The 21,179-nt window shown below is 46.8% G+C and carries 17 protein-coding genes; 6 read left to right on the forward strand and 11 right to left on the reverse strand.

What is annotated here, in order from left to right:
* Positions 1 to 69: 69 nt before the first annotated feature.
* From C6H04_RS02290 to ppk1, 11 genes are all read right to left on the reverse strand, one after another.
* Positions 70 to 822 carry a pseudouridine synthase gene (locus C6H04_RS02290; protein ID WP_104732212.1) on the reverse strand — a complete coding sequence of 251 codons (753 nt, stop codon included), beginning with the start codon at positions 820 to 822 and terminating at the stop codon, positions 70 to 72.
* Positions 822 to 4,394: a DNA polymerase III subunit alpha gene (gene dnaE / locus C6H04_RS02295; protein WP_104732213.1), complete on the reverse strand. Its 3,573-nt coding sequence runs from the start codon at positions 4,392 to 4,394 to the stop codon at positions 822 to 824. Before dnaE ends, C6H04_RS02290 begins: the two co-directional genes overlap by 1 nt.
* A gap of 632 nt (positions 4,395 to 5,026) precedes the next feature.
* On the reverse strand, positions 5,027 to 5,518 hold the full coding sequence (locus C6H04_RS02300; protein WP_104732214.1) for an outer membrane beta-barrel protein: 492 nt from the start codon (positions 5,516 to 5,518) through the stop codon (positions 5,027 to 5,029).
* A 415-nt stretch (positions 5,519 to 5,933) separates the two neighbouring features.
* On the reverse strand, positions 5,934 to 6,962 hold the full coding sequence (gene rseP / locus C6H04_RS02305; protein ID WP_104696134.1) for an RIP metalloprotease RseP: 1,029 nt from the start codon (positions 6,960 to 6,962) through the stop codon (positions 5,934 to 5,936).
* Complete coding sequence (gene pgsA / locus C6H04_RS02310) at positions 6,962 to 7,537, reverse strand: CDP-diacylglycerol--glycerol-3-phosphate 3-phosphatidyltransferase (protein WP_104696133.1); 576 nt, start codon at positions 7,535 to 7,537, stop codon at positions 6,962 to 6,964. Before pgsA ends, rseP begins: the two co-directional genes overlap by 1 nt.
* A gap of 9 nt (positions 7,538 to 7,546) precedes the next feature.
* Positions 7,547 to 8,083: a phosphatidylglycerophosphate synthase gene (locus C6H04_RS02315; RefSeq protein ID WP_233710514.1), complete on the reverse strand. Its 537-nt coding sequence runs from the start codon at positions 8,081 to 8,083 to the stop codon at positions 7,547 to 7,549.
* Positions 8,084 to 8,167: 84 nt separating this feature from the next.
* Positions 8,168 to 8,938: an enoyl-ACP reductase gene (locus tag C6H04_RS02320; RefSeq protein ID WP_104696135.1), complete on the reverse strand. Its 771-nt coding sequence runs from the start codon at positions 8,936 to 8,938 to the stop codon at positions 8,168 to 8,170.
* Between the two features lie 17 nt (positions 8,939 to 8,955).
* A complete protein-coding gene (dapA, locus tag C6H04_RS02325) occupies positions 8,956 to 9,834 on the reverse strand; it encodes a 4-hydroxy-tetrahydrodipicolinate synthase (RefSeq protein WP_104696131.1) in 879 nt (292 codons plus the stop codon).
* 9 nt (positions 9,835 to 9,843) lie between these two features.
* Entirely contained in the window at positions 9,844 to 11,136 is a 1,293-nt protein-coding gene (locus C6H04_RS02330) for a M16 family metallopeptidase (protein WP_104696130.1), read from the reverse strand.
* A 62-nt stretch (positions 11,137 to 11,198) separates the two neighbouring features.
* Positions 11,199 to 12,236, reverse strand: a complete 1,038-nt coding sequence (gene pyrD / locus C6H04_RS02335; protein ID WP_104732215.1) for a dihydroorotate dehydrogenase (quinone) — start codon at positions 12,234 to 12,236, stop codon at positions 11,199 to 11,201.
* Positions 12,229 to 14,250 carry a polyphosphate kinase 1 gene (gene ppk1 / locus C6H04_RS02340; RefSeq protein WP_104732216.1) on the reverse strand — a complete coding sequence of 674 codons (2,022 nt, stop codon included), beginning with the start codon at positions 14,248 to 14,250 and terminating at the stop codon, positions 12,229 to 12,231. The genes pyrD and ppk1 overlap by 8 nt, the downstream gene beginning before the upstream one ends.
* 215 nt (positions 14,251 to 14,465) lie before the next feature.
* Here ppk1 and C6H04_RS02345 point away from each other — a divergent pair, with 215 nt between their 5' ends.
* From C6H04_RS02345 to C6H04_RS02375, 6 genes are read left to right on the forward strand one after another with little or no spacing between them, the layout of a single operon-like run.
* A complete protein-coding gene (locus C6H04_RS02345; protein WP_104732217.1) occupies positions 14,466 to 15,875 on the forward strand; it encodes a 4Fe-4S binding protein in 1,410 nt (469 codons plus the stop codon).
* Positions 15,876 to 15,877: 2 nt separating this feature from the next.
* The gene (locus tag C6H04_RS02350; RefSeq protein WP_324727701.1) at positions 15,878 to 16,480 is read left to right on the forward strand and encodes a molecular chaperone TorD family protein; all 603 of its coding nucleotides are present in this window, start codon (positions 15,878 to 15,880) and stop codon (positions 16,478 to 16,480) included.
* Between the two features lie 8 nt (positions 16,481 to 16,488).
* A complete protein-coding gene (locus C6H04_RS02355; RefSeq protein WP_104696125.1) occupies positions 16,489 to 16,704 on the forward strand; it encodes a hypothetical protein in 216 nt (71 codons plus the stop codon).
* 18 nt (positions 16,705 to 16,722) lie between these two features.
* Positions 16,723 to 19,536: a formate dehydrogenase subunit alpha gene (locus C6H04_RS02365; protein WP_233711824.1), complete on the forward strand. Its 2,814-nt coding sequence runs from the start codon at positions 16,723 to 16,725 to the stop codon at positions 19,534 to 19,536.
* 1 nt (position 19,537) lies between these two features.
* Positions 19,538 to 20,179: a formate dehydrogenase FDH3 subunit beta gene (gene fdh3B / locus C6H04_RS02370; protein WP_104696123.1), complete on the forward strand. Its 642-nt coding sequence runs from the start codon at positions 19,538 to 19,540 to the stop codon at positions 20,177 to 20,179.
* A gap of 6 nt (positions 20,180 to 20,185) precedes the next feature.
* Positions 20,186 to 21,064 carry a formate dehydrogenase subunit gamma gene (locus C6H04_RS02375; protein ID WP_438940238.1) on the forward strand — a complete coding sequence of 293 codons (879 nt, stop codon included), beginning with the start codon at positions 20,186 to 20,188 and terminating at the stop codon, positions 21,062 to 21,064.
* The last annotated feature ends 115 nt before the right edge of the window (positions 21,065 to 21,179 follow it).

Genomic DNA, 21,179 nt, shown 5'->3' on the forward strand with positions numbered 1-21,179 from the left:
ACTCCACCCCCTGCGGGCAATGTTCTTGTAAGAGTTTTTCTAAAGGGTGTTTAGGCATGGGTTAGTCATTTAAAGTTTTATCTCTTTGAGAAAGGCGTGTAGGTGCTGGTATTCTTTGGGGTTTAAATAGCGCGTTTTGCCTTCAGGGAGGGCGTTAAGATGGGCAAAGCCATAGGAAACCCGTTGTAAATCCAGCACGGCGCGATCAAAATGGGCAAAGAAGCGGCGTAATTCTCTATTCTTGCCCTCTGTGAGGGTGATTTTGAGCTTAGAAAAATGCGGGTGGTTTTTAATGATATGGCAGTGCGCAAAAGGGGGGAGTTCTAGGCTCTGTTTGGGGTTTTTAGGGTGTGCGCCTTTGTGGGAGCAAATCCCATTTTGCATGCCCTCTAAAATCTGGGGGGTGATGGGTCCTGCAATTTTGAGCAAATACACCCGCTCTAAGGCACTATGCATCAGCGCACTCGCCACCCCGCTATGATCGCTTAAGAGCAATAGCCCGCTAGAGGCAAAGTCCAAACGCCCCACAGGGATAAAATGGGCGAATTTGCGATCTAAGCTCTCAAAGATGGTTGGGCGAGCACGATGATCCTTGCGCGCCACCAACTCCCCCTTAGGTTTGTGATAGAGGATCACGCTATAACGGGGAGCTTTGGGAATTTTAAGCAATCTGCCTTCTACAAAGATTTTATCTTCTTTGCTAAAGGGCATGGTAAAGCTTGCAATTTGGTGGTTGATCTTCACCTTACCCTCTGTTATGAGAGTATCGGCCTGACGGCGCGAGCAGTGAGCATAACGGGCGATAAACTGATTGAGGCGCATCAATCCATCCACTCATAATTTTTAAATTGCTCTTTGATCTGCGCGCTCACTTTTAGGGGGGTGCTGATAGTGATTTTCTTGTCTTTTTCTTTAAACACCACGCAGAGCGCGCGCTCGCCCTTATTGGCATTTGCCACCTCTTTTAAATGTGCGAACAACTCTGCAGGCACGCTAGTGTCCACCACCAAGCACAAGGGTTGCCCTTGCAGGCAGGAGGCGGCCTTGTTAAAATCAGCTTGCAAATCTAAAGGCTCGATGTCGCTAGGCTGTGCCTCTGGTTTGTAACGCACTTTGGCGATCTTTTCTGTGGCGATCTGCTCTAGGGTTTTGATCTCAAAGAGGCGTAAGCGCGCGACCTCCTCTTGTTCCTCTACCTTGCACTTAAAGGCTAGGGGTAAATCGCTGTCTAATTGTTCTAGCGCGTTGAGCTGGCGCTCAAAGAGCATGAGTTCAAAACGCCCGGATAAATCCACAATTACCGCCTCGCCATAAGGCTTTTTGCTTTTCTTGCCCAATTTGCGCTTGAGCTCTAAAATCTTGCCCACCAGCACCACAGCACTACCAATTTCCACGCGCTTAATGTCCGTGCTCTTAAGGATATTTTTTAAGGGCTTGATTTGATCTTTAAACTCGTTGAGCGGGTGCCCTGAAAAGTAAATGCCCATGCATTCGTATTCAAAATCTAGCAAAGTATTGATGTCGTATTCTTCATAGGGGGTTAGCTCCAAATGGGCGCGTTCAGTCTGCGCGTCTGCAAAGAGTCCGGCGCGCATTTGGGCGTTGGTTTTATCCTTTCTGCGCCCCTCTTCACAAATGGCATCCAAGTTCTCTAACATGGTGCGCCGATTATAGCCCAAATTGTCCAAACTCCCGGATTTGATCAAGGGCTCTAAAACACGCTTGCTAAACTTAGAAAAGTCAATTTTGCTGATAAAGTCTTGCAAATCTTTAAATGCGCCTTGCTTTTCGCGGATTTCCACCAAAGTGCCCAAAGGTCCCTCGCCCGCACCCTTGATCGCCTCTAAGCCAAAGACAATATGTTTTTCTTCTCCCTCCTCTTGCACCCTAAAGCGCACATCGGACACATTCACATGGGGGCGTTCTACTTTGATTCCCATCGAGTTGGCCTCCTCCACATAGTGAGCAACTTCCTCAATGTGGCGGCATTCACTGCTAATCATCGCTGCCATAAATTCGTGTTTGTAGTGGGTCTTGAGATAGGCGGTTTGGAAGGTGAGCATGGCATAAGCTGCCGAGTGGGATTTGTTAAAGCCATACCCAGCAAACTTGACAATCAAATCAAAGAGATCGCCCGCTCTATCTGCTTCATAGCCTTTTTTACGCGCGCCCTCAATGAATTTGGCACGATTATCTGCCATGATTTGCGCGTCCTTTTTGCCCATCGCACGGCGGATTAAATCCGCCTCACCCAAAGAAAAGCCCCCAATGGTTTGCACAATCTGCATCACCTGCTCTTGATAGACAATCGTCCCATAAGTGGGGCGCAAAATGGGTTCTAACGCCTCAAAGGTATAGGTGATGGGCTCTAATCCGTGTTTGCGATTGACAAAATCATCCACCATCCCAGACTCCATAGGTCCGGGGCGCCCTAAAGCGATGATAGCAATAATATCTTCAAAGCAGGAGGGGCGCAGGCGTTTATTCAAGGTTTGAAACATGCCCGATTCAATTTGGAATATCCCAATGGTGTTACCCTCTTGCATAGTTTTGTAGACCTCTGGGTCGTCCATGTTCACACTCAAAAAGTCGATCTTCTTATGGGCGTATTTTTCAATGAGCTTAAGCGCGTCATCAATCACACTCAAAGTTTTGAGCCCTAAAAAGTCAAATTTGATCAAGTCCACCGCTTCTAGGTATTTCATGGAATACTGGGTAACAATCCCCCCCGTGCGCTCGCCGGTATATAGCGGGGTCTTATGCCACAATTCGCGCTCGCTATCCACCACCAATGCGGCCGCGTGTTTGCCCGCGGAACGATTCAAATTCTCCAAGCTTAGGGCGAATTCCCAAACTTGTTTAGCCGTGGGGTTGCTCTCAGTCAATAGGGCGATCTTGGGCTCTAGCTCGTAAGCCTCTCTGAGCGTGATTCCTAAGCGATTGGGGATGAGTTTAGCCATTTCATCGGCTTCTTTATAGGGCATGTCCAGCACGCGTGCCACATCGCGAATCACCCCCTTAGCCAGCATTTTATTGAAAGTGATCACTTGGGCGACATTGTATTTGCCATATTTAGAAACCATGTAGTCGAGCATTTCGCCCCGCCGTCTTTGGCAGAAATCCGTATCAATATCGGGCATACTCACGCGCTCGGGGTTTAAAAAACGCTCAAAGAGGAGATCGTATTTAAGCGGGTCAATGTCTGTTATTTGCAAACAAAACGCCACAAGACTCCCGGCTGCACTGCCTCGCCCCGGACCTACCGGTATACCACTCTCTCTAGCATGGCGGATAAAATCCCACACGATGAGCATGTAGCCGGCAAATTTCATGTCCACGATGGTTTTGATCTCATATTCTAAGCGTTCTTGGTAAGCAGCGTGTTGGCTAGGATCGATGATCTCTAGGCGTTTTTTCAAGCCCTCTCTAGCTTTGTAGGCAAAGTAGAGTGCGTCTTCTTCAAGGTCTAGTCCCTCGTTGGTGGCGTACTCTTTGGTGAATTTAAAGCGCGGGGGAGTGGGTGGGTTGGTGTCGCTTTTTAAATCTAATTCTAGCTGGCATTTGCGTGCGATCTCTTGGGTGTGCTCTAGGGCTTCAGGGATATCTGCAAAAAGTTGTGCCATCTGCGCGGGAGATTTGATGTAAAACTCGTGCACGGAATGTTTTAAGCGGTCCTTATCCCCAAAAGTTTTATTCATTGCCACACACATGGCGACTTCTTGGGCGCGCGCGTCCTCCTGCTTGGTGTAGTGGGTGTCATTAGTGGCAATGAGCTTAATACCGGTCTCTAAAGAGAGCTTAATAAGTTGCTCGTCAATGTAGAGTTGATCGGCAATACCATGGCGCATAATTTCCATGTAGAAGTCGTCCCCAAAGATGTCTTGGTATTCACAGGCGATGCGCTTGGCCTCTTCATAGCCCTTTGCGCCATACTGTTTGTTTTTGGGGTTGTTGAGGTTGAGATGCCAATTAATTTCGCCTTGCAAGCATGCACTCGAGCAGATCAAGCCCTTAGCGCGTTCTTTGAGCAGCTTTTTATTGATACGAGGAAAATAGTAAAAACCCTTGAGGAAGGCTTGAGAGCTTAGATACATTAGGTTGGCATAGCCTTCTTGATCTTTGGCATAAAGACACAAATGGAAGCGTTGGCGGGATTGTTTGTCCTCTAAGTTTTCGGCGTTGTGCAGATAGGTTTCAATTCCAATGATGGGCTTGATCCCCTCTTTTTTCATGCAGGTGTAAAAATCAATCGCTCCAAACATATTGCCATGGTCGCTCATGCTCACACTGGTCATCCCTAACTCTTTAATGCGCTGGGCCAAGATTTTGATCTTGTTCGCCCCATCTAATAGAGAGTATTCGGTATGCAAATGTAAATGGGTGAAATTTTCCATGTTCGTCCTTTGCCACATGCTAGAGCAGAGGGGCTAAAAAGCCTCTTAAAGCCAATCAATGGACCTTCTTGAAGACGCATAGCAGTTCTTGGACTCGTCAGAATTCTTTGGGATACCACAAAGTCTGTGTTTTTGAGAGATGCGTAAGTAGTACACAATGCCCCCTAACAACATACTCAATGAAAACTTGATTGGATCAAAAGATAAACTTTATAATTTATCTTTTGTGTGAAAAACTTCATTCTTCAGGTCTTAGGATGTAAGCACCTGGTCATTTTAGCTGTGCTAGAATTAGCAATCCTCTCTCTGAGACAGGAAAACCTTATACAGATGTATTTTGAGGAAGATTGCCGTGAATAGTGGGGGAGATTTAACAATCGTGAAAAACCCCTTTGTAGGGTTGTGTGATCCGAGGAGGGGCTAGAGAGTGCTCAGAGTTTTTTTCATGCTTTAAGGTAGGATTCGAGTCAGCCTCCAAAAAGAAACTGCCACACTCAAAATATCTCGGAGGACAAACTCTGTAAAAATCGCTACTATAGGAGCATAAAGTAGGCAACCTCTTTACGGGTAACAAGCCTAGGAAACATCAAATGTCAAAGATATTTGATGTTTTACACGTTTAACATCACTCTTTAAAAGTAGTGGAGATAATTAGCATACAAGGCAAGGTCTTTATAGCTGTTTGTAATTGCTAGACTATCCGTAAAACGTAGGGTACGCTCAAAGATAGGGATACGCACACCGATCTGAATACCACTGCTATCAAAGCGCAGCTCTAGTCCACCCACAGCATTGAGATTAAAATCATGGGCAAAGCGTTGTCCTTGCGAGTAGTTATTTTCCATACCCGTAACCCCAGCAAAGATACCCAAACCAAAAAGACTGCCAGATGTGACATTGCTCAAGAAGTTGATAATGGCGTTGATACCCAAACCTACAGAAGTTCTAGAGAATAGATTTTGGTTGTGGGTATTTGGCCCAGCACCATAAACACTACTCAGCATCCCATAAGTGCGCAGATCGACGAGATTGTTTGCTGTGTGTATGGCATAACCCGTAGTTAAATCAAAACCAAGACTTACAAAATTTTTTGACTCTTTTGCTTGCTTGGTTGTAGTTATGATATTCTATCTCCCTACGACAAAACCGCCACCTGAAAACCACTCACCAGCTTGGGCACTCACCACAAAAACACCAATTGACATACTCTCCCATAACTAAAGTTAGGGGATTCTAACTTTAGTGGAGATCGCGGCTTCAAGCAGGACAGCTCCGTTTGGAGTCTTACGTTCCCTATTCCAAAGGTTGATGCCCCAACCCCAAGGGTATTACCCCTTGATTGCACAAATATTAGCACAGCCATGCTGGTGCTAGCCAACTATCCCCATAGCTAAAGCTAGGGGCTTTACGGCGNNCAAAAAAATTGACTACAGACTGTTTCTCCCCCATGCCAAACTTCCCTCACTAACATGAAAATGAGGGCGAATAATAGCAACATATTGAAAATTTGTCAAACTCCTAAGAGCCGTTTTTGAGGCTTTAGTAACCCATTAGACGGTGCACATCATTAAACAAACCTAGAGCCATCAAGACGACGAGCAAGACCAGTCCTAAGAGATTGAGTTTTTCGATATAAGCGGGTTTGAGTTTGCGCCCTGTTAGGCTTTCTAACAACACGATTACCATCTGTCCTCCGTCTAGTATAGGAATGGGGAGGAGATTTAAAATCCCTAGATTGATCGAGATGAAGGCAATGCTTAAGAGCAAGGCTAAGCTTTGTTGGTGTGCCATAAAATCCACAATTCCCACTACAGAGCTAATCTCAGACACATTCACTACACCCATAAAGAGCTTTCCAATCCCCTTGATAATCAGCGTGCACATCTCTACAAGCTGACTAAAGGCGCGCTGAGTGGATTCTAAAAAGCCATAACGCACCCATACTTGCTCTTTAGCCGGGGCAATGCCGATGAGTTTAGTTTGCACGGGCTCTTTAAAGGCGTTTTGAGTGGTTTTAGGGGTTGGGGTGAGAGTGATATTCAAGAGATGATTGCGCTTGATTTTAAGCGTGATAGAGCCCTGCGTGTGCTGGATAGCCTTGAAAAGCTCTTCCCAGTCTCTAATAGCCACCCCATTCACCGCCACAATGCGATCTCCCACTTTAATTCCATTTTTGATGGCAGGCATCTCAGGGGTGAGCGCGCCCACTACAGGAGCTAAACTTGTATGCCCTACCAAACCCACACCTAAATAAATACCAAAGGCAAGCAAGAGATTAAAGAGGGGACCCATACTCAAAATCACTAGCTTTTTCAAAGGAGGTTGATTGAGGTAGCTATCCGAGCTCTCTACTTGACTCTCCTGCCCCTTGAGTTTAACATACCCTCCTAGAGGGATAAGAGAGAGGGCGTATTGGGTATTGCCTAAGCGCTTGTGCCAAAGTTTGCGCCCAAAACCGATGCTAAAGACCTCTACCCCTACCCCACATGCACGCGCGGCCAGGAAATGGCCCAACTCGTGAAAGAAGATCAAAAATCCCAAAGCCGCTATGGAAGAGAGCCAGCCCATCAAATCTCCAACGCGCGCACAAGGCGGTAGTATTTGATCACATAATCCATGCCTGAGTAGAGAGTAGCAAAAAGCGCAAGGGCGACTAAGTAATGCCCCACCAACACACCTCCTAAGTGCAAGTCGGCTAAGAGGGAGGCGATAGCGATGATCTGCAAAAAGGTTTTATACTTGCCCAAACGGCTCACTGAAATACTTTTACCCATGTTAGAAACAGAGATTCTAAGTCCGGCGATAAAAAACTCGCGTCCTAAGATCACAAAGGGGATCCATGGATTGATGCGATCTAAATAGAGCAATCCTAAAAATGCGGCTAAGATGAGGATTTTATCCGCCAAAGGGTCAAAAATTTCGCCAAACAAAGTTTTGAGGTGGTAATTTCTAGCAATGTAGCCATCTAAAAAATCCGTGAACGCAGCACTTAAAAATATAACAGCCTCAGTATAGTTGATATAAGATTGGGGTATCTTAAATATAGATTCCCCATGCAAAATAAAAAAGAGCAAAAAAATTGCCAGAAAAATGCGCAGGATAGTTAAGATATTGGGAATGTTGCGGGCGAATTTGGCTAGCACAACGCTCCCTTAAGGATAAGAAATCTCTTTAAGACGCACAAAACCCATAAAGATCATTCCCCATCCTGCTAATGCTCCCACTAAAAAGAGTAAACCTAAAACCAAGAATCCTAAATCTCCGGCACCTACAAGAACTAGCAGAGAAAGCGTTAAACCAATTCCGATAAGTATGATCCCATTTTTAAAGACATGATCTTGAGTAACACGACTGAGCTCCGCGAAGAGGCGGTAGTCATAATAGGCATAGAGGAAAAAGCTCAGTGATTTAAAAGAGAGCATGGAAATAGGGTCTTTAAAGGCAATGAGTGCGATGAGAGACAAGATCGCATCGGCGACATAGGGAAAGGCGACACATCTAAAGAGCAATAGATTGCGACTCACCTTAGCGAGTTTATAATAACCGATCACTTGAGTTACGAACACAGCAAACCACCACACAAGGTAAAAACCCCACCAGGGTTTCAAAACTCTGGCAAGCTCTTCCTGAGTGATCTGAGTCATCTGGGGTAACAAAACCAACGCCACTATTGGAGTGACAAAGAGCATTGTCAACCACAAGAGGCTAGAACACAAAATATACTTTCTAGCGAGTTGGAGGTCGTGACTCTCGTGGATTCGCACACGCATTGATTATTTGAAAGTCGTGCCACCATCCACGACAATGGTCTGTCCGGTTACCCATGCGCTTTGGGCTGGGTCGCATAAGAAATACACTGCCCCAGCTAAATCCGTAGGATTACCCATGCGCTTTAAGGGCGATTGCTCTTCGACCTTTTGTTTAATCTCTGCATAATCAGGAAAGGCCTTGAGCGCATCGGTATCAATAGGTCCTCCACTTACTGCATTCACGCGGATTCCAAATTCCCCCAAGTCGGTGGCAGCATATTTCACCATAGTTTCCACCGCATTCTTCGAATTGCCATGTCCGGCGTAATTGGGCATGTAGACCAGATTCCCTGTGGAGCTCAAAGAGACGATCGCACCTCCACCCACCAATTTCATGCGCTTGGCAGCCTCTTGTGCCCCTACTACAAAGGCTAATACTGTGGCGGTATAGATATTGTTCAATCCCTTGGGTCTAAGGCGCATGAAAGGGGCGAATCCACCCACTACAGAGCGTCCATAAATGATCGCATTGGACACAAAAAAATCCACCCGCTCAAAATCACAATCAATTTGCTTGTAGAGTTCCATGTATTGTTCGGGTTCCAGAATGTCCAAGTGGTAAGCTTTAGCCTTGATACCATAGAGATCATGGACTTCTGTAGCGATTTTAAGGGCTTCCTCTTCATTCTTGTGGTAGGTAAAAGCCACATTCACGCCATTTTGCGCAAATTTGTAAAGAATGGCCTTGCCAATCCCACGGGTTGCCCCACTCACCACTAAAGTTTTACCCTGCATTTCTGTCTCTGCTGTGTTCATACCGGTACCTCATATTTTTCTAAGATGGTTTCTAAATAGTGCATGTTGTCCAAGCTAGGGGCTACCAAGGGAAGCCGGTATGTTAAATGGGGCAGTAAACCAGTCATGTGCATGGCTGCCTTGATCGGAATGGGATTAGTTTCGCAAAAGAGTGCCGTATTGATATCATAGAGTTCTGTTTGGATTGCGCGCGAGGTAACTAAATCCCCTTTGAGAGCGGCTTGTACCAGGGCAGAGATTTTATTGGGGAATAAATTCCCCGTGACCGAAATTACCCCTACGCCCCCGCAGGCCATAATGGCATGGTTGAGTTTGTCCTCGCCACTATAAACTAAAATCCCCTCAGCGAAGCGATCTAGGTCTGAAAGTCGTTGCATTGCCCCTGAAGCCTCTTTGATGCCCACGACATTCTCAACCTCCTTGAAAAGCCTCGCGGCTGTTTGTGTAGCAATCTGCACCCCTGTGCGCCCGGGTACATCATAGAGGATCAAGGGAATTTCTACAGAATTAGCAATAGTCTTATAATGCTCAAAAAGTCCTTGTTGTGTGGGCCGATTGTAGTAGGGACTCACAGACAAAATCCCACTTGCACCCACTTTTTGGGCAAATGTAGCAAGCATGATTGACTCGCTCGTGGCATTACTCCCCACACCTGCCAAAACCTTGATGCCCCTGGGCTTGCACACTGCAACAGCGATTTCAATGCAGCGCATGTGTTCCTGGTGAGTTAATGTCGCTGATTCGCCCGTCGTGCCCACGGGCACACACGCATCCATGCCATGCTCGATCTGACGCTCAATGAGGGCAATATAGGCTTCCTCATCGAGGGTTAAATCCGCTTTAAAAGGGGTAATTAACGCGCTCAATGCATGCATGGTAGCACTCTAGGGTTTTAGGACAACGCTACTATAAACTTCATCGCGGAAGTATTCGTTGGCCACGCGCACAATGTCCTTTACTTCTAATGCATCAAATCGAGCCTGGTATTCTGCAATGTCTTTAAGATTCCCCTGCGTGAGATATTCTGCAAAAATCTCGGCAACATCTGAAGAATCTTCCAAGCTGGCGATGAAATCCGCCCGATGGTTGACTTTGACCTTATCGAGCTGTTGTTGGGTGATTCCTCCACGTTTGATCTGATCCAAAATATTTAGAATCTCCTGCTTGATCTTGAGTGCCTCCACATTCTGGTTAGCCCCTGCGATGAATAGAAATACACTCGCGTCTTTGAGCTCCATATTCTGTGCAAAAACTTGAGAAGCTAAACGCTTTTGATCCACCAAATCCTTTTTGAGCAAACTGCTGTCCCCCTGGGTGAGCAATTTGGCTAATGCGTTGAGGGCTACTTGATCTTTATGGGCGAATGGAGGGACTTTGTATCCGATAGCCAACCACTCTAAGGAGAGGTCCTGCTTATGAATGGTGGTTTCCCTCAGGCCATTTTGCAGGGGTTCTTGCATATAAACCCCGGGAATGTTGCGGGCGGTGTTATTTTGGATAGGAGCAAAATACTTTCTAGCCTGTTCGAAGACTTGTTTAGGGTCTAAATCCCCCACCACGAGCACGATGGCATTCTTGGGTTGGTAGTACAACGAGTGAAAATCTTTAATGTCCCTGAGTTTCCAATTCTTGATGTCCTCCATAAAACCAATAGGAGTCCAGTGGTAGGGGTGATAAACAAAGGCGGTGTTGAAGAAACGGAAATACAAATAACCTAAAGGAGAATTATCTGTGCGCCATAATCTTTCTTCAGCCACTACCTCCCTTTCAGGCAAAAACTCCTCCTCTTTGAGTTGCAAAGACCCCATCATTTCGGCGAAAAGCTCCAGGGATTTATCCAGATGCGCATTGCTTGCCTTAATAAAATAGCGGGTATAGTCAAAGCTTGTAGAGGCGTTACTCACACCTCCAAAACCTTTCACAATGGCATCAAACTCGCCCTCTTTGAGGTTCTTGGTGCTTTTAAAGTTCATGTGTTCGAGCATGTGCGCAATACCACTCTTGCCCATCACCTCATTTCTTGAGCCCACTTTATAGAGTACATCTACTTCAATTACCCCACTCTTATTTTCCAAAGGCACAGCCACTACTTGTAAACCATTGTCCAAAGTTGTGCTGTAATATTTGGGCAAGGGCACGCAAGCCAAACACCCTCGTTTTTCTGCTGCATCCAGCATGACCACTCCTAAACTTAAAGTCAAAATCTGCAAAACCGGTCTTAAAAATTTTAATCCTATCATCACCCAATCCCCACGGCATCCCGAATAGAGTCTAAAGCATCTTTTTGCAATAATTTTACTATATCTTGATTGATTTGTCTACAGATCAGTGGACCTTGGTAGATAAAACCCGTGAGAATCTGCACAAAATGCGCTCCCATTTTAATACGCGCATAGGCTTCTTGTGCACTATCAATCCCTCCTGCAGACACTAAGATAGCCTTGCCAAAAAATGCTTGCGCGATGTGTTTAAAAACCTCTCTGCTCTTAGTCTGCAGGGCGCGTCCACTGATCCCCCCAAAAGACTTTGCCCCGGGTAAGAGGGTGTAGTCAGTGGTAGTATTGGTAGCAATAATGCCATGCGCACCATAATCTAGCGCGCTAGCACATACTTTTAAAAGCGCATCGCTGGGCAAATCGGGGGCGACCTTTAAAAAGAGAGGTTTGTGCGTGAGAGCGCGCGCCATGTCAAAGAGTTCACCCACAAAGGCATTATTTTGCAAATCTCTAAGATTGGGAGTATTGGGCGAGGAGAGATTAAAGACATAGTAATCCCCCACTCCAAGGCTCATCTGTAAACCTTTCTGATAATCCTCTAAGGCCTTTTCCTGGGTTGTATTTTTATTTTTGCCCACATTGACCCCCACAAGGCAATTCAAGGGACGCACACGCTCCAAACGGTGTACCAAAGGCGCTATACCTCTATTGTTGAACCCCATCGCGTTTTGCAAACTTTCTTCTTGTAGGAATCTAAATAAACGGGGTTTAGGGTTACCATACTGGGGTTTGGGCGTGGCTGTGCCCACCTCAACCCCTCCAAAACCTAGCTGGTTTAACCCGGCTAACATGGTGGCATCTTTATCAAACCCCGCAGCCAAACAGATAGGATTGGGCATGCGCATGCCCAAAATATCATTTTCCAATGCAGGGTGTTTGTAAGGGCGTGTCAGCCAAGGACACCAGCCTAACACTTTTAAGGCCTGTTCAGCCAATGCATGGGCACTCTCAGGCTCTAATTGGAATAAGAACTTCTTGGCGACATCATAGACTTTAGCCATGCGATCTTTCTACTTCTTCTTCAAAGAAAGCTTGGGCATCGAAGCAATTCCCTTCGCATGGCACTTTGTGATAGCTACCATCTGGTTTGAGTGTGTAAGATTGGACATTGTCTTTAAGCTGGGTGTGCAAAATATGGAACAGCTTACGTTGGATTGTCTTAGAGGGGGCTGGAATCAGTAACTCCACGCGCTTGTCTAAATTGCGTGTCATCATATCCGCACTAGAAAAATACAGCTTTGCAGAGTCATGGGCAAAGTAGTAGATACGGGCATGTTCTAAGTATTTCCCTACAATGGAAAAAACACGGATATTTTCACTCACCTCCGGAACTTGAGGGCGTAAACAACACATGCCGCGGATGAGCAAATCAATCTTAACCCCCGCACGCGAAGCCTCATAAAGGTCTTGAATGATATCTGGGTCCACTAAGGCATTAGCTTTTAAGATAATGCGCCCCTTCTCTTTAAACTGCATTTCAGACCGGATCAAGCTGTGCATTTGATCACGAATCTGTTGGGGTGCCATAAAAAGAGTTTTGAGGCGGGTCTTACCAGAAACCCCTGTGCTCAGGGAGTGGAATAGTTTTAAAACATCGTAGGCAATCTCTCTATTAGAAGTGAGCAGACTAATATCGGTGTAAATCTTAGCCGATTGAGTATTGTAGTTACCCGTGCTCAAGTGCGCATATTCTTTAATCTGATCGTCTACCTTGCGCACCACAAGGGCGAGTTTGGCATGCACTTTCAACTTAGGCACACCATAAATGACATGTGCGCCCGCGTCCTCTAATTCTCTAGCCCAGTGCAAATTATTTTCTTCATCAAAACGCGCCTTGAGCTCCACGAGCACGCTCACCTGTTTATGGGGAGCGGCTTCTGTTAAGGCTTTGACAAGGGGCGATTCCTTGCCCACACGATAGAGAGTCATGCGGATGGAGAGCACCTGCTCATCCTTGGCTGCGTCCTCGATAAATTGCACAATGGGGTCAAAGCTTTCATAGGGGTGGAATAAAAAGATATCCTGCTTGTCCAGTAGATCAAACATATCCGCATGGCTTTCTAAATCACTCAAAGGAGGCAGTACTTTAGGATGAAAAACAGGCGCTTTGAGCGAGCTATAGCCCTTGGTGTTGACCAATTCCCACAAAGAACCCAGGTTCAATAAAATATCGCTTTTGTAAACATCTACATCGGGCATCTTGTGTTTGATAAAGTCTAATAAATCCTCATGCGCACCACTCACTTCTAAGCGCACGACATCGCCCCGATTACGCGTGCGTAAACCTTCACTGATGAGCTCGGCTAGGTCATGCCCTTCATCTTCGATGATCTCCATATCCGCATCGCAGGTGACACGAAACGCCATGCTAGAGAGCACATCATGCCGCTCAAAGAGTAAAGGTGCAAATTCGCGCACCACCTCTTCTACAGGTACAAATACCCCCTTTTCTACCTCGACAAAGCGTTTGACTACAGCTGGGATTTTGATAATGCCATAGGTATTATGCGTATGCTTGTGACGCTTGAGACTGAGCACAAGACCAAAACTCAAATTGCTCAAAAAGGGGAAGGGGCGTGCAGGGTCTAGTACAATAGGCACAACCAATGGGTAAAGCGTGTTTTCGAAATAATCTTGCAACCTATCTTGATGTCTTTGACAAAGCTCCTGCACTCCATCAACTAAGGACAAACCCACCTCATGGAGTTTTTCTTTGAGATATAAAAACTGTTCCTGGACCACTTTTTGTTCAGCCCGCAGGTAATGGCGAATGTGTTTAAGTTGCTCGTCATGGCTCATTTGATCCACTCCCACTTTGAATTCTCCCTCTTCGCTCAGGTGTTTGAGCCCAGCCACCCGAATCATATAGAACTCATCTAAATTTGTCCCATAAATGGCTAGGAATTTGAGTCGTTCCAAAAGGGGTGATTTTGGATCGCAAACTTGATCTAGCACACGGGTATTAAATTGCAACCACGAGAGCTCTCGATTAAAATATAAATGCGACAGATTCACAACTTTTCCTGTATTAGTGTTACCTAGTCTATCATACAAGGTTTAATCAATGCATACATGCATCTGCACACTAAAGACAAATGACCTTGCCAGCTTGCAACGACATTGAATGTGTAGAACAGCAACCAAGTATAGACACTTGATAAGCAGAAAGTCGCTCCCTTTAGGGAGGGTGTCTCACCCATCCATTTAACTAAATATCTTAGAATGGACTCATGTTGGAATTTGTCTATGCCAAAAACCCCGCTTACCCCGATGTTGTGTTGCACGATCACATTGAGGTTGTAGAGAATGTTGAATTGGATGTAGAGTGCGTGGTGGCTAATGTGCCTTTGCAGGGGGCTAAGAGAGTGGCTAGGGAGGTCAATTTTTTAGTAGAGCAAAGCACTCAAAGCTCCTTGGAGTTAGCTCAAAGTCTCTCGCTCCTCTATGAGGTGCATGGTTTGCAATTTGACTTTGATGCTACCAAGCACACCCCCACCCAGGAGGGTTCTTTTAGTGAATTCTTTAGTTACAACAAAGAGGTTTGTCAGTACCACCAGCGGCGTGTGGAGTGTTGTGGGAAGTGTAGCGAAGTCTGCCCTACTCAGGCTATTACCAAATTAGACCCCCAAATCGCGCACTCTCAGGGTTTAATATGTGAGGATAACCGCCATTTAGTCATCAACCACCAGATTTGTATCGATTGCGGGAAATGTATCAGCGTGTGCCCTAGTGGGAGTTTGAGTTATTCTGGCTTTAGTTTGGAGTGCATGCAGGAGGTGGCTAAACTCTACAAGGGGTATGTTCCCCTGCTTATGGACCATAAGGTAGATTTACCCCTCATTCCCCTTAAAAAGGAGGTTTTACCCCTCTGTCTCAACCTCAACATCTTGGAGCAAGTCGCCCTGCTCACTCTCTTGCAAGAGAGCGGTAGTCAGATTGTGATCTACGCTCCTCAGGGGTTGGGCGTAGGCACTTTGGAGAGCATCATCCTACTCAACGCCATTTATGTCAAGATTTACCAAAAAGAGGCTATCTTGCTCGCTAGTCATGCAGAAGAACTACGCGCATGTCTGCAGAACGCACAAAGCCTCGCTACCCCCTTTAGCCCCCCCAACATCCCCGCGCGCACAAAGCGAGATTTGTTTGCCCAACGCCTCAAACATGCCATAGGTGAGGGGGATTATGGGAGCGTGCCCTCGGCTAGTTTTATCCGTTACGGGCATGTCGAGATTAACTCTAACTGCACCCTGTGCCTCTCTTGTGTGGGGGCGTGCAACACCAATGCGCTCAGTGTAGATGGCAACGCCTATACCTTGCTCTTTAATCCTAGCCTTTGCACCACCTGCGGATATTGCGAGGCAACATGCCCTGAAAAGGATTGTTTGCATTTGGAGCGCGATGGGATTGCCTTAAATCCGGCGTATTTCGCGCCCAAGGTGATGGCACAAGATAGCTTGTTTGCGTGCAAAATGTGTGGTAAACCCATTGGTACGACTAAAAGCGTGCAAAAGATCGCAGCAATCATGACCCCTAAATTTCAAGGCGATGCGCGCAGGATCGCCGCCCTTTACGCCTGCGCGGATTGTAAGGTGAAAATCATGCTAGAAGACATGCTAGATATTAACTCTATTTTAAAATGAGCATGGACTCCAATCTCATCTGTGCGCGCGCCCTTTACTACCGCCTATGGCACTACATGGTCGTTTTCGTGCACAATGAAAGCGTGTTTAACGAGTTAAGAGCTTTGGTGGATCACCTTAAAAACTTCCCCTTTGATTCGCACACGGCACAAGGCTGGCAAGAGTTTCACCACTTTTTGAAACAGGGACTAGAAGCCTTTAAAGAGGAGCAAAACGCAGTGTTGTTTTCTCCGAGCTCTCAATTTGTGCCCTTGAGCGCATCCTATTACCTAGAAGGTCAGGACAATGGCAAAAAACGCTTAGAGGCTATCGCGCTTTTAAAGCAATCAAACCTCAGATTAGAGAGCCATACGATCACAAGTCCAACCAGTGAGGACGATCTAGCCTTTTTAACTCTCATGATGAACGCATTCTTACAGAAACTACTAGAAGATCAGGCTTTTTTTAGTCTGCATGAACGCCTTTTTAAGGACTTTTTCCACCTCTTTAGCGATGCTTTTTTGGAGGCTATCAGCACGCATGAAAAGAGCGCGTGTTACCAAAGCTGCGCTATAATTCTAGGTGCATTTATCCAACACGAAAGGTTGTTCTTCAACCTGCATTAGGAGGCAGTATGTCAGACAATAAACGGCGCGTCGCTCTAAAGCGCTTGGGAATGCTGGGGGCTGGAGCCTTGGCAGGCCAAAGTTTGCTAGCGAGCATGCCCGAAAAGCGCTTCACTAATACCGATCCAGATAGTAATGGTGTGGTGGTGGGCAAGAGTAATAAAAAAGAAATTCTCTATCACAAAACCCCTGCTTGGGACATTTTCTACAGAAGCGTGTGGTAGTGTGGGAAAGGAAGTAACATGGCGGAAAAATTAAGTCGTCGCTCGTTCTTAAAAATGGGTGCGATTGGGGCAGGCGTGGGGGCTGGTTTGGCCTTTGCTAACACCAAGGCGAGTCAAAAAGAGGATAAGGTCATCGACCCCAATGAGGGAGTCAAAAGAGTCAAAACCATCTGCAGTATCTGTTCGGCCGGATGTGGAATCATTGCTGAGGTCAAGGATGGAGTGTGGATTCGCCAAGATGTGGCCCAAGATCACCCCATCAGCGCGGGTAGTCACTGCTGTAAGGGCGTGGATCAAATTGATCTAGTGAAATCTAAAATGCGCCTCAAATACCCCCTCAAAAGAGAGGGAGGGCAGTGGAAGCGCATTAGCTACGAGCAGGCGATCGATGAAATCAGCGCGAAAATGATCGCCATGCGTGAAGAGTATGGCCCTGATAGCATGATGTTTTTAGGGAGTGCCAAGATGAACTCCCAGCAAGCCTATTATTGGCGCAAATTTGCCGCCTTTTATGGGACAAACAACATCGATCATGTAGCTAGGATTTGACACAGCACCACAGTCGCCGGTGTGGCGAATACATGGGGGTATGGTGCGATGACAAACCACTTTGGGGACATCGTCGGGCATTCTAAGGCAATCATGATGGTGGGACTGAATACGGCCGTGAGCAATCCCATTGGCTTTAAGCATTTCTTGCAAGCCAAGGATCGCAATAACGCCAAGCTCATCGTGATCGATCCAGTTTTTACCAAGAGTGCGGCTAAAGCGGATATTTATGTGCGGATTCGCTCAGGGACCGATATTGCCTTTATCTATGGCATGTTGCATTTGATCTTTAAGCATGGCTGGGAAGATAAAGAGGTTATTAAAAACCAGGCCTATGGGATTGAGGCCATCAAACAAGAGGCTTTGAAATACACCCCCGAAGTGGTCGAAGACATTACTGGCGTGCCAGCTAGCTTGCTCATCCAAACCACCCGCGTGTTTGCAACAGCCAAACCAGCTACTCTGGGTTGGGCTTTAGGGATTACGCAGCACAGCGTGGGGAGTGGCAACACGCGCATGCTCTCCATCTTGCAACTGGTTCTAGGCAATATGGGCAAAAAGGGTGGGGGTTGTAACATCGTGCGCGGGCATGACAATGTGCAAGGGGCAACAGACATGGCATGTTTGGCCGACAACTTGCCCGGCTACTATGGTCTAAGCGAGCCTAGTTGGCGTTACTACGCCAAGTGTTGGGGTGTGAGTTTTGAGAGTTTGCAAAAACGCTTTTTTGCGCCTGAGTGGATGCACAAAAAAGGTTTCAGTGTGTCGCTTTGGCATGAGGGTGTCTTACAAGAGAGCAAGACTCACTCTAGCGCGCCCATTAAGGGGCTATGGGTGCAAGGCAATGGGGTTTCCTCTCTAGCACACAATATCAAAATGGCTAGAGCCATTGAAAAATTGGATTTAATGGTCATTGCCGAACCTTTCTTGAATGAGGCAGCGATCCTCACAGAAAAACCCGATGGGGTCTATGTCCTCCCCATTGCAACTCAGTTTGAGTGCGAGGGGACTGTGGTGGCAACCAACCGCGCCGCGCAGTGGCGTAGCCAAGTGGTTAAACCCCTCTATGAAGCCAAACAGGATCACGAATTGATGTTTGAGATGGCAAAGAAGTTTGGCTTTTATGAGGAATACACCAAGGCCATGCTCTGTGATTTTAATCAAGACGGGGAGCTCGTGCAGGTCAGAAAAAGCTTCCAATGGCCTGAAGATGCCACTCGAGAAATTGCGCGCACGGTAAAAATCATTGGACTAGGGGGTTGGACTCCGGAACGACTCAAAGCCCAGCAGGAAAATTGGCACATGTTTGACTACATCAGCCAAGAGGGGCATGGACCTATGAAGGGGCAGTATTATGGCTTGCCTTGGCCAGCTTGGACTACAGAACACCCCGGCACGCCTATTCTGTATGACATTAGCGTGCCTACCAAGCAGGGGGGCATGGGCTTTAGGGCACGCTTTGGAGAGGAATACAAGGGGCAGGATTTGTTGGCTGATAAGAGTGTTACAATCAAGGGTTCAGCCATCAAGGGGGGTTACCCTGAAATCACCAAAGCCAATATCGAAAAGGTGTTAGGGATTAAGCTTACCGACCATGAGAGAGCGATCATGGGGGATAATTGGAAGGTGGACACCAGCGGACTCATCCAAAAGAAATGCGATGAAAAGGGCGTGTGTGTCTATGGGAATGCGCGTGCGCGTGCCATTGTGTGGAATTTCATCGATCAAATTCCCGTGCACCGAGAGCCCATCCACTCTCCTCGCCCAGATTTGGTGCAAAAATACCCCGCCATTAAAGACCAGGTGAATAACTTTAGGGTAGATGTGCGTTTTATTAGCGAACAGACTAAAGAGGAGTGGGCGAAGGAATTCCCCATCGTGATCGCCTCCATGCGCTTGGTGAACTTGAGCGGGGCAGGGATGCTGGAGCGCACGAGCAAATACTTGTCCCATATTACGCCCGAGATGTTTTGCAACATCCACCCCGATTTAGCCCTCAATCACGGGATCAAAGATGGGGAGATGATGTGGATACACTCCCCTGAGGGGACTAAAATTAAGGTCAAGGCAATCTTTAGCTACGCAGTTACCCCCGATCGCATTTGCATGCCCTATAGCTTTGCAGGGGTGTTGCAGGGTGTGGATGTGAGCCATCGCTACCCTGAAGGCACCAAGCCCTACACCACTGGGGAGAGCTCCAACACGATCACCAATTACGGCTTTGACCCGGTGACTCAAATCCCCGAATTTAACGCCGGCCTATGCCGCATTGAAAAGGCTTGATATGGCAAAAAATTTAGAACCTGCTAAACAAATCCCCAATGCCAATCGCATGAAGTTTTATTGCGACGACAACCGCTGTATCAGTTGCTTTGCCTGCTCTGTGGCGTGTTCACACTCTAATGAGCTGGAGGTGGGCTTAAACCGCCGCAAGGTGATTACTCTCTATGAGGGGGTGGAGGGTAAGGAGAAATCGATCTCCATTGCCTGCCAGCACTGCACAGACGCACCCTGTGCGCAGGTCTGTCCCGTGGATTGTTTTTACATCCGTGAGGATGGGATCGTGCTCCACAATAAAGAAACTTGTATTGGGTGTGGGTATTGCTTGTATGCCTGTCCCTTTGGTGCGCCTCAATTCCCTAGAGATGGGGCGTTTGGGGTGCGGGGAGTGATGGATAAATGCACCATGTGTGCAGGGGGACCTGCGCCCACGCATTCGCAAAAAGAGATGGAACTTTATGGGGTCAATCGCATTGCCAATGGGCAGGTGCCCATGTGCGCAGCGACCTGCTCAACCAACGCGCTTCTAGTGGGGGATGCGCTGAGCATTGCAGATATTTATCGCAAACGGGTGATGGCTAAGTATGCCAATGCGCAGGATTTCAAAACCAAAGCCGCGCACCAGTTAGAGGGCGCAACACCTTAGGGGGAGCTGATGAAACGATTTCTCACTTTAGCGGGTTTGGTAGGGACTTTGAGCGCACAGAGCACGCCCCTAGATCAGGAACGCATTTTAGGCATTTTGCCCTATGGGCAAGCCTACACCGGTCAACTAGGTCAGCTATGGACTCTCTGGCAGGGTCATTATTTTTTGTGGCTATTTTTAGCAGTAGTGCTAGGCGTAGGCTTTGGCTTTTTAATGCACTATCTTATCATTGGACCCAAGCAATTCCAACACAACGGGCAGAAAATCCCTTTTTTTACGCTTTTTAACCGCATTATCCATTGGATCGCAGGGGTTTCTTTCACCTTGCTCGTGCCTACTGGACTTATCATGATCTTTGGGGATTTCTTTGGAGGTGGGGCGTTTGTGCGCTTTTGCCGTATTGTGCACAGCGTGGGTTGCGTGGTATTTATGGTGGCGGTGTTACCCATGTTGTTCATGTGGCTCAAAGATATGTTTTTTAGATTAGCAGACATTAAATGGCTAGTGATCATGGGGGGTTACCTCTCCAAAGAGAAAAAACCCGTGCCTGCTTATAAGTTTAATGCGGGGCAAAAGATGTGGTTTTGGATTGCCACTTTGGGCGGGTTAGTGATGATTGCCAGTGGGGGGATTTTATACTTCAATACGGAGGATTTGAGCACTATTGCTAATTTTTTAGGGCTTTATCAAATCTCTTTGTTGCGCCTAAGCGCGTTGGTGCATAATTTCTTAGGGCTGGTGCTGGTGGGCTTTTTCATCGTGCATTTGTATATGTCCTTGTTTGCCATCAAGGGGTCTTTGCAATCCATGCTCGATGGGCACAAAGAAGAGGAAGAAGTTAAGGTTTTACATAGCTTGTATTTCCAGGAGAATTTGAAAGTTTAAGGGCTTTTCCGTGCTTGTGGGGTAGCCCCCCGCTAGTAGTTAACAATGCCGTTAAGAGCGCTAGCACTACATGTTGCTAAAGAGAGAAGTATCTACCGTTCCTACAAACCTATAA

It is taken from the genome of Helicobacter salomonis (genome assembly GCF_900197775.1).
GTDB lineage: Bacteria > Campylobacterota > Campylobacteria > Campylobacterales > Helicobacteraceae > Helicobacter > Helicobacter salomonis.